We start from the raw sequence: 11,778 nt of genomic DNA on the forward strand, positions 1-11,778 counted from the left end.
TTTGGCGCGCCGCAACGCCCGCTCAATGCAGCGGCGGAAAAATGCAACCTGCCCGGCAGGAACGGTCTAACCCATGTTTCCCCTTCCCGGAGCCACCATGAAGACCTCGTCCATCCTCCTTGTCCTGCCGCTGCTGGCCGCCGCCGGCGCCGCCAGCGGCCAGGGCAACAGCCCCACCCCGACCACCGAGAATGCGGCACAGCAGACGCCGAACCAGGGCCAGCCGCGCATCGACAGCAACAGCAGCGGCGCGGCCAACACTCCGGACAGCAGCGCGACCGCCGGCACCGCAAGCAGCAGCGGCTCGTCCGGCACCGCGGGCAGCAGCATGGGCGGCAGCGGCGGCTCCGCGGCCAGCCCCGACGGCAACCGCATGCTCGGCACCACGGTGCGCGGCGACCCGCGCAGCAGCAATACCTCCGATCATGACACTTCGCGCGGGTGGAGCGGCGTCGGCAGCACCGGCGGCGCGACCGGCACGGGAACGAGTTCGGGAACGAGCGACGATCCGCCGGCGCAGGGCGGCAATGCCAGCGGCGGCACGGTCAGCGGCAGCAGCGCGGGTAGCAGCGCATCCGGTGGCGGTCAAGCCAGCGACAGCGCGGCCGGCACGCCGTCCGGAAGCAGCGGCGGCACCAGCGGCGGCACCGCGCGCTAGCCGAGTTTGACAAGCGTGGCGAACGGCCCGGATTGGCGTCGAGCAGCGCGCGCGTACGCGAGGTACGAGAGCAACGCAGACGTCAATCCGGTTCGCGCACCAGCTTGTCAAACACAGCCAGGGCGCCGCCCACCGGCGAGCGTCACTTGACGCCCGCCATGTCGGGCAGCTGGTGCGCAATGCCCTTGTGGCAGTCGATGCAGGTCTTCTCGCCGCTGGCAAGCGAAGTGGAATGTGCATCCACCGCACGCTTGCTCTGCCTGGTGAAGTCCATCGATTCGAACTGGTGGCAGTTGCGGCACTCCAGCGAGTTGTTCGCCTTGAGCCGGCGCCATTCGTTGTTCGCCAGCTGCAGCCGGTGCGCCTCGAATTTTTCGCGGGTGTCGATGGTGCCGAAGATCTTGCCCCAGACCTCCTTGGACGCGGCCATCTTGCGCGCCATCTTGTCGGTCCAGTTGTGCGGCACGTGGCAGTCCGAGCATTTCGCGCGCACGCCGCTGCGGTTGCTGAAGTGGATGGTGTTCTGCAGCTCCGCGTACACGTTGTCGCGCATCTCGTGGCAGCCGGTGCAGAATTTCTCGGTATTGGTCGCCTCCATGATGGTGTTGAAGCCGCCCCAGAACAGGATGCCGAAGATGAAGGCGCCGATCGTGAGGAAGCCGAAGCTGAGGTGGGTGCTGGGACGGCGCAGGATGTCCCAGTAGCGCCTGAGCAAGCGTTTCATGGCGTCCCCTTATTTCTTGGGCGCCGGCCTGGCGCCCTGTGCGGCGGGCTGCGCCTGGTTCAGCATCGTGTCGACATCCTTGAATTCGTTGTTGACGAGCGGGTTCAGGTTGGCCTGCGGCACGTGGCAATTCAGGCAGAAATAGCGGCGCGGCGACAGTTCAGCCAGGAAGTTGCCGTCCCGGTCCATGAAGTGCGTGACGCTGATCATCGGCGCCTGGCTTTCCTGGGTTCGCGTGCGCGCATGGCACATCATGCAGCGGTTCGCGTTCTTGTCGACCTGGTAGCCCTCGATCTTGTGCGGCACCACCGGCGGCTGCATCGCGTAATTGCGCGAGCGCCGCACGTCGCTGTTGTCCGGGTTCACGATCGCGGGCGGCGCCGTGGTCTGGTCCAGCGGCACGTTGCCGCGCATCCTGTCATAAAAGTCGGCGGCGGACACCAGGCAGGGAAGCAGCATCAGGACAGTGGTCAGTATTCTTTTCATCTATCAGCCCTCCTCAAACCTTGCGGAGCTTGACCGCGCACTTCTTGAAGTCGGTCTGGAACGAGATCGGATCGGTTGCGTCCAGCGTCACCTTGTTGATCAGCTGGCTGGCGTCGAAGAACGGCACGTAGACCAGCCCGCGCGGCGGACGGTTGCGTCCGCGGGTTTCGACCCGGGTGCGCATCGAGCCGCGGCGCGACGCGATTTCGACCAGGTCGCCGCGGCGTGCGCCGAGGTCGCGCGCATCGTCCGGGTGCATGTAGCACACCGCGTTGGGCACCGCGCGGTACAGCTCCGGCACGCGCCGCGTCATCGTGCCGGTGTGCCAGTGCTCCAGTACGCGGCCGGTCGAGAGCCAGAACGGGTATTCCTTGTCCGGCTCCTCCGCGGCCTTCTCATAGGGCAGCGCGAAGATCACCGCCTTGCCGTCCGGCATGCCGTAGAAGTTGTAGCCTTCGCCCTGCTTCACGTAGGGATCGTAGCCCTCGCGGTAGCGCCATTGCGTTTCCTTGCCGTTCACCACCGGCCAGCGCAGGCCGCGCTCCTGGTGGTAGGTGTCGAAGGTCGCGAGGTCGTGGCCGTGGCCGCGGCCGAACTGCGCATATTCCTCGAACAGGCCTTTCTGGATGTAGTAGCCGAACGCCTTCGCTTCGTCGTTCGCGTAGCCGGCCTCGATCTGCGAATTCGGGAACTTGTCGACCTCGCCGTTCTTGAACAGCAGGTCGTACATGGTCTTGCCACGCCACTGCGGCGCCTTGTCCAGCAGTTCCTTCGGCCAGACCTCTTCCATCTTGAAGCGCTTCGAGAATTCCACCAGCTGCCACAGGTCCGAGCGCGCTTCGCCCGGAGGATTGACCAGCTGGTGCCAGAACTGGGTGCGCCGTTCGGCGTTGCCGTAGGCGCCCTCCTTCTCCACCCACATCGCGGTCGGCAGGATCAGGTCGGCCGCCATGGTGGAAGCGGTCGGGTACACATCGGAGACGACGACGAAGTTGTTCGGGTTGCGCCAGCCGGGCAGGATCTCCTGCATCACGTTCGGGCCGGCCTGCACATTGTTGGTCACCATGGTCCAGTAGGCGTTGAGCTTGCCGTCCTTGAGCATGCGCGACTGCACCACCGCATGGTAGCCCGGCTTGTCGGGAATGGTGCCGGGCGGGAGCTTCCAGATCTTCTCGGCCACTTCGCGGTGCTTCGGATTGACCACCAGCATGTCGGCCGGCAGCCGGTGCGCGAAGGTGCCGACCTCGCGCGCGGTGCCGCAGGCGGACGGCTGGCCGGTCAGCGAGAACGGGCTGTTGCCCGGTGTCGAGATCTTCCCGGTCAGCAGGTGCAGGTTGTAGAGCAGGTTGCTGCACCAGGTGCCGCGCGTATGCTGGTTGAAGCCCATCGTGAAGAAGGACATCACCTTCACCTTCGGGTCGGCATACATTTCGGCCAGCCGCTGCAGCTGCTCCTTCGGCACGCCGGAAAGCTTCGACACGTAGTCGACGTCATAGGCGCTGACGAATTTCGCGTATTCCTCGAAGCTGATCGGCTTGCCGCCGCCGGCTTCGGCCACGTTCTTGGCCGCCTTTTGCAGCGGGTGGTCGGGCCGCAGGCCGTAGCCGATATCGGTGTTGCCGAGCACGAAGCGGGTGTGCTTGTTGACGAAATCGCGGTTGACGCGGTTGGTCTTGATGATGTGGTTGGCGATGTAGTTGAGCATCGCCAGGTCGGTCTGCGGCCGGAAGATCACCGGCAGGTCGGCCAGCTCGAAGCTGCGGTGCTCGTAGGTCGACAGCACGGCGACCCGTGCGTGGGGCGCGGACAGCCGTCGGTCCGATACCCGTGTCCACAGGATCGGATGCATCTCGGACATGTTCGAGCCCCACAGCACGAAGGCATCGGCGTTCTCGATGTCTTCGTAGCAGCCCATCGGCTCGTCCATGCCGAAGGTGCGCATGAAGCCGGCCACCGCCGACGCCATGCAGTGGCGCGCGTTCGGGTCGATGTTGTTGGAGCGGAAGCCGGCCTTGAACAGCTTGGCGGCGGCATAGCCTTCCCAGATCGTCCACTGGCCGGAGCCGAACATGCCGACCCCGGTCGGCCCCTTGTCGCGCAGCGCCTGCTTGAACTTTTGCGCCATCACGTCGAACGCGACGTCCCACGACACGGGAGTGAATTCGCCGTTCTTGTCGTACTTGCCGTTGCTCATGCGCAGCAGCGGCCGCGTCAGGCGATCTTCGCCGTACATGATCTTGGACAGGAAATAGCCCTTGACGCAGTTGATGCCGCGGTTGACCTGGGCATTGATGTCGCCGTGGGTGGCGACCACGCGGCCGTCCTTGACGCCGACGTTGACGCCGCAGCCGACGCCGCAGAAGCGGCACGGCGCCTTGCTCCACGCGAGCTGGGTCTTGGACGCATCGGTGACGACATTGGAGCCGAGCGTCTCCATTGGCACGCCGACCGTGGTGGCCGCGGTCACTGCCGCGGTCTGCTTGATAAAGTCACGTCGCGTGAGCTTCATATTTCAATCTCCTGTTCGAGGTCTTCCCGGGGTTCCGCATGCTGGTAAACGAGCGACACGTCGACCACGCCGGGCAGGGCGCGCATCGCATCCATGCAGTCGAGCGTGCGGCGGCTGCTGTCTGTTTCGAGCGTGACGACGAGCTTGCCGTCCGGAGAGACGGCGTGCACCGTCGCGGATGGCACCTGCCGAAGCTGCGCCGCCACCGCTGTCAGCGCCTCGGGGCGGGCGAAGACGACGATGCCGGCGATGTGAATTTCCTGGTCCATGCGTGGCTGCCTTTCGGGTGGCGTGACTGCTGTGGAAGGGGTATCGTCATGCGGCGCGCATCACCCGCTGGGCAGCGAGCCGGTCACGAGCTGGTACATCCATATGAAGAAGCCGTAACCGCCGACGACGGCAACCGCCAGGACGGGCGCGGTAACGATGGTGAGAAAGAGGAAGGCGCGCAACTCCTGCGCTTTGGTGACCGGTTCTCGGTTTTCTATCATCTTCGGCTCGTCTCCGGGCTCGGTGCTTTGGGCGATGCGGACGCACGGACGCCGGCGCCGGCAACACACAAGGGGGGCAGCCGAAGCGGGAGAACGCGACCGGATTTTTCTTCCTGCCGCCGGGAAGTTCCCGGCGGCAGGCAAACTTGCAATATAGATTCGGCAAGATTGATGATGGTTCCCTTTTGGTTAAACGAAAATCACCGGTCGGTACAGACTGAATATTGATATGCGGCATGATGTATGCCGGAAGACGGGAAGCGGACCATGCATCAAGCGATGCGCTAGGCGGGACTGTCGCGCACGCCGATCTCGGCCAGCAGCGCGCCCAGGCGCGCGGCATCGACTGGCTTGACGAAATGGTGGTTGAAACCGGCATCGAAGGCGGCATGCCGGTCCCGGTCCTGGCCATAGCCGGTGACCGCCACCAGCACCGCAGACGAAGTTTCCGGACATGCCCGCAGCCGACGCGCCAGTTCGTTGCCGTCCATGTCAGGCAGGCCGATGTCGAGCAGGCAGACGTCCGGCATCTCGCTGCGCGCGCGCTCGAACGCCCGCCGTGAGCCGTACTCGACATGGACGGTGTGGCCGGATGCCTCGAGGTACATCGCGAGCATGTACGCCGCGTCGGCGTTATCGTCGACGATCAGGATCTTGAGCGGATTCGTGCGCTCGCCGGGCCGCCCGGCGGGCGCCGGCGCCAGGGGGATGGCGGCCTGCAGCAGGCGCGGCAAGCGGATGGTGAAACGGCTGCCGCGCCCGAGCCCGTCGCTGCGTGCGCAGACGCTGCCGCCGTGCAATTCCACCAGGCTGCGCACCAGCGCCAGTCCGATGCCCAGCCCGCCCTGAGCACGATCCGAACTGCGTTCGGCCTGCGCGAAAAGCTCGAAGGCGCGGCCGACCAGTTCCGGCGTCATGCCGATGCCGTTGTCGGCAACTTCCAGCAGCACATGCGCGCCCTGCACCTCCATGCGCAGCACGATGCTGCCACCGTCGGGCGTATACTTCGCTGCATTGTTGAGCAGGTTCACCAGCACCTGCACGATGCGCTTCCTGTCCGCGCACACGAATGCCGACGCGCCCGGCAGCTGCACGTCGAGCGCGTGGCGGCGCGCCTCCACCAGCGGCCGCACCTGCTCCACCGCCTCGGCGACCGCGCGCTTCATGTCGAGTTCCGTCTTGTCCAGCGTGACCAGGCCGCGCGTGACGCGCGACACATCCAGCAAGTCGTCCACCAGCCCGGTCATGTGACGCACCTGGCGCGTGATCACCTCGCTGGTCTTGCGGATGCGCTCTTCATCCAGGCGCCCCAGCTGCAGCAGTCCGGCCGCGGCATCGATCGGCGCCAGCGGGTTGCGCAGTTCGTGCGCCAGCATCGCGAGGAACTCGTCCTTGCGGCGGTCGGCATCCTTCAGCTTTTCTTCCGCCTGCTTGCGCTCCGAAATGTCGAGCACCACCGCCAGCACCGTACCAGCCGGCTGGCCGCCCTCGGCCCGGATCAGGCTGACGGTCACGCTCACCCATACCAGCGAGCCGTCCGGGCGCAGGTAGCGCTTCTCGAGTTCAAACGGTATGCCTTGCCGCGCCATCTTTTCGAACAGCGCAACGTTGCGCGCCAGGTCGTCCGGATGGGTGAGGTCCTGCATCCGCAGCGCCAGCACTTCCTCGCGCCGGCGGCCGAGGATCTGGCAATAGCGCTCGTTGACATTCAGAAAGCGGCCGTCGAGGTCGGTCTCGGCGATGCCTGCCGCGGTCTGCTGGAACAGCGACCACAGGTGCGCCTCGCTGCGGCGCAGCGCTTCGGTGGCGCGCACCCGCTCGATATGCGCCCAGGAGCGCTCGACCACTTCCTCCACCAGCGTGATTTCGTCCGCGTTCCAGTGCCGCGGCCGGTCCTGGTGGACCGCCATCATCGCCAGCAGCCGGCCTTCCTTCACCAGCGGGCAGCAGACGATGGCCTTGATGCCGATCGCGCTGAACATCGCGGCGCCGTCGGCCCCGTGCAATTCCGTGTCGACGTCCTGGATCACCAGCGTGCGGCCGTCGCGCATGTCGGCCGCTGCGCGGGAGCCGAACAGGTCGAGCGAATACTGGCCGACGGTGCTCGCCACCCCCGCCACTGTCCAGTCGTGGCGGATCGTGAAGCGGTTGTTGTCGGGCTCCAGGTCGGCATAGGCGCAACGGGTCACGCCGAGATGCTCGCCGACCAGGCGCGCGGTGACTTCCAGCACCGCCTTTGCGCTGACGGCGCCGCGGGTGGCCTCGCTGACGGCATCCAGGAAGCGCAGGCGGCCTTCGACCCGCTTGCGTTCGCTGATATCGATGGTCGCGCCGACCAGCCGGGTCACCGCGGACTGCCCGTCGCGGTACAGATGCGCCCAGGTCGACAGCCAACGCTCGCGGCCGTCCGGCAGGACCGCGCGGAAATCGGCGGAAAAGCTTTCTTTCTCGCGGATCGCCAGTTCGATCTCCCGCCACACGCCGTTGCGGTCGGCGGGATGGACCAGCTGCGTGAAATCGGCTGCGTGCCCGCCGAACTGGCCGGGCGCCAGCCCGTGCAGTTCGTACACCCTTTCGGACCAGGTGACCCGGTCGCTGGCGATGTCCCAGTCCCAGATGCCGATCCTGCCGGCGTCGGTCGCCAGCCGCAGGCGCTCTTCGCCGGCGCGCAGCGCCGCTTCCGCGCGGCGCTGCTTCTCCAGCAGGCGCACGTTGACCACCACCGGCGCGGCAAGCGAGGCCAGTTCCTGCGCGAATTCCATATCCGCCGCGCCGTGGGTGCGTCCGGAGCGGCCGGTAAACAATGTGAGTGCGCCGACCAGTTCTCGTCCGTAGCGCACCGGCACCGTGAGCATCGACCGGAACGCGAGCCGGCGCAGCAGCGCGAGGTGCTGCGCATTGTGGGCAACCCGCTGGTACCAGGCGTCATCGATGTCGACCTGCAGTGCCGGCTTTCCGGAAGACAACGCACACAGGTTCGGTGCCCCGGGTTCCTGCCGGACCCATTTCGTCGTCTGCAGCAAGGCTTCGGTTTCAGCGTCCAGATGGGCGCGCGCGGTGCGGCGCACGCCGTCATCCAGTACCGCGTCGAAAAAACCGAAGTCGCCGAGCGCGGGCAGACAGGCGGCAATGGTATTGGCAAGTGTCTGGTCGAGCTCGAGCGACGACGACAGCAGCGCTGCCGCGCGCCGGAATATGCGCAGTTGCTCGCTGGCCCGGTCCAGGGCCTGGTCATCGGAAAAATCCATTACCCATTCTTTCATACATCCGCAATGCTGGCAGGAACGGCGCCGGAACTGTGCGGCGCGCAAACGCATCTATATTTTCACGCAGCCTGCCGCAACTCAAGTTGCGCGGCGTCAGCGACTTTTTCCCTCTACCACTTATGCATGCTCACCGCAGCGCCATTGTCTTGCCACCGCCCTTGCAACGCCGACTGGAAGCAGCCGCGCACGCGTTCATCCAGGGAGAAACCGGCTTCGATGCCGATTTCTCGACGCCGGCGGGCGAGCCGGCACTGGCCGCGCCCGACTCGATTTCCTGGCGGGTTTTCAAGAATCCGCTGTCGCTGTTCGTCGGCGGCGTCGCCGCGGTGTTGCTGGAACTGGCCGAGCCGCGCGTGCGCGAGGGCGTCTGGCGCAATACCGCGTTCCGCAACGACCCGCTGCAGCGGATCCGGCGCACTGGCCTGTCGGCAATGATGACGGTGTACGGGCCGCGCAGCCGTGCCGAGGCCATGATCGCCCGCGTGCGCGCGCTGCATGCACGGGTGGCGGGCACCACGCCCGCCGGCCTGCCGTACCGGGCGGACGATCCGGAACTGCTGACCTGGGTCCATGCCACCGCCAGCTACGGCTTTCTCGAAGCGTACTGCCGCTACGTCGACCCGCTGCATGAAGTGGCGCGCAACCGCTTCTATGCGGAAGGCGCGTCATCTGCGAAGCTGTATGGCGCGGACCGGTTCCCGGCGTCGCAGCAGGAACTGGACATCCTGTTCGTGACCATGGGCGACAAGCTCGAAGCGTCGACCGTGGTCTTCGAATTCCTCGACATCGTGCGCCGTGTGCGGCTGCTGCCGCCGCCGCTGGCGCGCGTGCAGGAATTGCTGGTGAAGGCGGCGATCTCGATTCTGCCCGGGTGGGTGCGCGAGCGGCTGACGCTGGGCGATGCGTGGGACCTGTCCCGGTGGCAGCGCAGGATGATCGCCCGCGGCGGCGCGCTGATCGACCGCATTCCGCTGCATGCGGCGCCGCCGGCGCAGGCGTGCCGGCGGCTCGGACTGGCCGAGGATTATCTTTACGCGCGGCGGCGCTGAGCCGGCATGGCCGGGTCGCGCGGTGGCCTGCTAGCGCTTGCGTGCCGCGTCTTCCTGTTCCATCCGCTTGCGCACGCCGCCGTCCACCGTCCTGCCGGCCTCCACCGGCTGGTGCAGCGTCCCGGAGGTGGCCGGCGCCGGCGGCGCTGTCTCGTACTGCATCCGGTGCGAAATATTGGCGGAGATGCGTTCCGTGAGATCCGGCATCAGGCGATGCGACACGGTCGCCCCGCTCGCCTTCCAGCCGACCGGCAATTCCTCGCGCGGATGCACCGACGCCCAGACGATCGCCTCCACCACCTTCTGCGGGTCGTCCATCGCCGCCATGCGCGGCCGGCCGCCGCTGTAGTTGGCCACATGCTCGAAGAACGGCGTATCGGCGGCCCACGGCATGACGGTCGTCACCGCGATCCGGTCGCTGCCGGCCAGGCGCAGCTCCTCGTTCAGCGCCCGCCCGAGGCTGAGCACCGCCGCCTTCGATGCCGCGTAGGTCGACTGGTAGGCGAGCGGCACTTCGCTCTCGACGGAACCGATGTTGACCAGCGTGCCGTAACCCTGCGCGCGGAAGCGGCGCAGCGCGGCGTGGCTGCCGTAGATCACGCCCTTGACGTTGACGTCGATCACGCGCGCATGGTCGGCCGGCGGAATGTCCTCGAAACGCCCGAGCACGCCGACGCCGGCGTTGTTGATCCAGACATCGATCCGCCCGAAGCGCGCGACCGTCTCGTCCGCGATCCTTTGCACGTCTTCCGGCCGGCCGACGTCGGCGGTGACCACCAGCGGCGTGCCGCCCGCCGCGCGCGCCCGCGCCGCGACCTCGTTGAGCAGATCGGTGCGGCGCGCGGCCAGCACGACGTTGGCGCGAAGCGCCGCCAGCCGTTCCGCGACACCGCGGCCGAAGCCGCTGGAAGCGCCAGTGATCACATAGGTCTTGCCGGCGACCGCCTGCTGCTCGTCCGGCCGCAGCTGCATGCTGGTGCAGGCGCAGAGTTGAAGAACCGCAACAAGCAGCAATAAGCGCAAGCCCCGGAGCGCGGGGCGGTCTTTCGTGGCAGGCATGGCTTTCTCCTCATCCAGGGCAAGTGGCAGACCCGGCGCAGTCATGCAAGACGCGTGCCGCGTTTGATCCTGCTCACAAGCGCGAGCAGCTGATGAAATTCCGCGCGCAGCGCGCCATCCGACAGCGACAACAGGCATGGAGACGCACGCATGGACAGGACCGACACGAGCACGCTCACGGGCAAGGGCAGGACCGCGCTGGTGCTGCTGTACGGAGGTACGATCTTCCTCTCCGCCTTTCTCCTGTTCCAGGTCCAGCCGGTGATCGGCAAGGTGCTGCTGCCATGGTTCGGCGGTTCGGCCGCGGTCTGGAGCACCTGCCTGCTGTTCTTCCAGGTGCTGCTGCTGGCGGGCTACCTGTACGCGCACTGGACCAGCCGCTTCCTGTCGCCCGGCAAGCAGGCGCTGCTGCATATCCTGCTGCTGGCAGGCAGCATCGCACTGCTGCCGATCACGCCCGACGAGAGCTGGAAGCCGACCGGCAGCGACGACCCGACGCTGCGCATCCTCGCCCTGATGGCAGTGACCATCGGCCTGCCGTATTTCCTGCTGTCCACCACCGGCCCGCTGCTGCAGGCATGGTTCGCGCGCGAAAAGCCGGACACCGTGCCCTACCGCCTGTTCGCGCTGTCGAATTTCGGCTCGATGCTCGGCCTGCTCAGCTATCCGCTGATGTTCGAGCCGGCGCTGGCGATCACGGAAATGTCGTTCGCCTGGTCCGCCGCCTATGTCGCCTTTACGGTGCTGTGCGCGCTGCTCGCGGCGCGCGGATTCGGCGCCGCGGCCACGGCGCCGCGCGCTGCCGTCGCCGAAAAGCGCCCGCCGGCCGGGCGCCTCGCGCTGTGGGTGGTGCTCGCGGCCTGCGCCACGGTGCTGCTGATGGCCGTCACCAGCCACCTGACGCAGAACGTGGCGCCGGTGCCCTTCCTCTGGGTGCTGCCGCTGGCGCTCTACCTGCTCAGCTTCATCCTCTGCTTCGAAGGCGGGAACTGGTACCGGCGCAACTGGTACCTGCCGCTGTTCATCATCTGGCTCGGCCTGATGAACATCGACCTGCTGCGGCCGATGACGCTGGACGGCGCGCTGCTGCCGGTGCTGCTGTACTGCGGCGGCCTGTTCGTCGCGTGCATGCTGTGCCATGGCGAACTGGCGGCGCAAAAGCCGCATCCGGAATACCTGACCTGGTTTTACCTGATGATCGCCGCCGGCGGCGCGGCCGGCGGCTGCTTCGTCGCGCTCGCCGCGCCGCGCCTGTTCAACAGCAATGTCGAACTGCCGGCGGCGGCCATCGTGACCGGACTGGTGGTGGTGACGCTCGCGCACCGCGTGCCCGGCTGGCGTCCCGGACGCAACGCGATGGCGCTGGCAGTGGCGCTGATCGCGATCCTTGCCTTTATCGGCGCCGCGCGGCAGGGCAACCTGCACCGTGTGCTCGCGCGCAACTTCTATGGCACGCTCGCGGTAAACGACGTGATGGACAACGGCTACCGGGAGCGCGAGCTGGTGCATGGCGCGATCCTGCACGGCTCCCAGTTC

General features: G+C 66.9%; 10 protein-coding genes. 3 read left to right on the top strand and 7 right to left on the bottom strand.

Going from position 1 to position 11,778, the window contains the following annotated elements; genetic code table 11:
* The first annotated feature begins 97 nt into the window (after positions 1–97).
* Complete coding sequence (locus tag VEC01_RS07845; RefSeq protein ID WP_324900253.1) at positions 98–658, top strand: hypothetical protein; 561 nt, start codon at positions 98–100, stop codon at positions 656–658.
* 142 nt (positions 659–800) lie between these two features.
* Here VEC01_RS07845 and VEC01_RS07850 read toward each other — a convergent pair whose 3' ends face one another.
* From VEC01_RS07850 to VEC01_RS07875, 6 genes are all read right to left on the bottom strand, one after another.
* Positions 801–1,382, bottom strand: coding sequence for a NapC/NirT family cytochrome c (locus VEC01_RS07850; RefSeq protein WP_324900254.1), 582 nt, complete (start codon positions 1,380–1,382; stop codon positions 801–803).
* A gap of 9 nt (positions 1,383–1,391) precedes the next feature.
* Entirely contained in the window at positions 1,392–1,868 is a 477-nt protein-coding gene (locus VEC01_RS07855) for a nitrate reductase cytochrome c-type subunit (protein WP_324900255.1), read from the bottom strand.
* 13 nt (positions 1,869–1,881) lie between these two features.
* Entirely contained in the window at positions 1,882–4,377 is a 2,496-nt protein-coding gene (gene napA, locus VEC01_RS07860; protein WP_324900256.1) for a nitrate reductase catalytic subunit NapA, read from the bottom strand.
* Positions 4,374–4,646, bottom strand: coding sequence for a chaperone NapD (locus tag VEC01_RS07865; protein WP_324900257.1), 273 nt, complete (start codon positions 4,644–4,646; stop codon positions 4,374–4,376). The genes napA and VEC01_RS07865 overlap by 4 nt, the downstream gene beginning before the upstream one ends.
* Before the next feature lie 60 nt (positions 4,647–4,706).
* Positions 4,707–4,868, bottom strand: coding sequence for a periplasmic nitrate reductase, NapE protein (locus tag VEC01_RS07870; RefSeq protein WP_324900258.1), 162 nt, complete (start codon positions 4,866–4,868; stop codon positions 4,707–4,709).
* Positions 4,869–5,152: 284 nt separating this feature from the next.
* Positions 5,153–8,116: a PAS domain S-box protein gene (locus VEC01_RS07875; protein WP_324900259.1), complete on the bottom strand. Its 2,964-nt coding sequence runs from the start codon at positions 8,114–8,116 to the stop codon at positions 5,153–5,155.
* Positions 8,117–8,292: 176 nt separating this feature from the next.
* Here VEC01_RS07875 and VEC01_RS07880 point away from each other — a divergent pair, with 176 nt between their 5' ends.
* Positions 8,293–9,183 carry an oxygenase MpaB family protein gene (locus VEC01_RS07880; protein ID WP_324900260.1) on the top strand — a complete coding sequence of 297 codons (891 nt, stop codon included), beginning with the start codon at positions 8,293–8,295 and terminating at the stop codon, positions 9,181–9,183.
* Between the two features lie 30 nt (positions 9,184–9,213).
* Here VEC01_RS07880 and VEC01_RS07885 read toward each other — a convergent pair whose 3' ends face one another.
* Complete coding sequence (locus tag VEC01_RS07885; RefSeq protein WP_324900261.1) at positions 9,214–10,242, bottom strand: SDR family NAD(P)-dependent oxidoreductase; 1,029 nt, start codon at positions 10,240–10,242, stop codon at positions 9,214–9,216.
* Between the two features lie 150 nt (positions 10,243–10,392).
* On the opposite strand from VEC01_RS07885, the gene VEC01_RS07890 reads away from it, so the two are divergent.
* Positions 10,393–11,778 (top strand): hypothetical protein (locus tag VEC01_RS07890; RefSeq protein ID WP_324900262.1); only part of this gene is annotated, 1,386 nt, incomplete at its 3' end.

This window comes from Noviherbaspirillum sp. (assembly GCF_035627455.1).
In the GTDB taxonomy this organism is placed as follows: Bacteria; Pseudomonadota; Gammaproteobacteria; order Burkholderiales; family Burkholderiaceae_D; genus Noviherbaspirillum.

Excerpts from the sequence above, each read along its gene's own strand:
- VEC01_RS07850 (WP_324900254.1), bottom strand. The coding sequence starts at position 1,382 with ATGAAACGCTTGCTCAGGCGCTACTGGGACATCCTGCGCCGTCCCAGC.
- VEC01_RS07865 (WP_324900257.1), bottom strand. The coding sequence starts at position 4,646 with ATGGACCAGGAAATTCACATCGCCGGCATCGTCGTCTTCGCCCGCCCC.
- VEC01_RS07845 (WP_324900253.1), top strand. The coding sequence starts at position 98 with ATGAAGACCTCGTCCATCCTCCTTGTCCTGCCGCTGCTGGCCGCCGCC.
- VEC01_RS07885 (WP_324900261.1), bottom strand. The coding sequence starts at position 10,242 with ATGCCTGCCACGAAAGACCGCCCCGCGCTCCGGGGCTTGCGCTTATTG.
- VEC01_RS07870 (WP_324900258.1), bottom strand. The coding sequence starts at position 4,868 with ATGATAGAAAACCGAGAACCGGTCACCAAAGCGCAGGAGTTGCGCGCC.
- VEC01_RS07855 (WP_324900255.1), bottom strand. The coding sequence starts at position 1,868 with ATGAAAAGAATACTGACCACTGTCCTGATGCTGCTTCCCTGCCTGGTG.
- VEC01_RS07875 (WP_324900259.1), bottom strand. The coding sequence starts at position 8,116 with ATGGATTTTTCCGATGACCAGGCCCTGGACCGGGCCAGCGAGCAACTG.
- napA (WP_324900256.1), bottom strand. The coding sequence starts at position 4,377 with ATGAAGCTCACGCGACGTGACTTTATCAAGCAGACCGCGGCAGTGACC.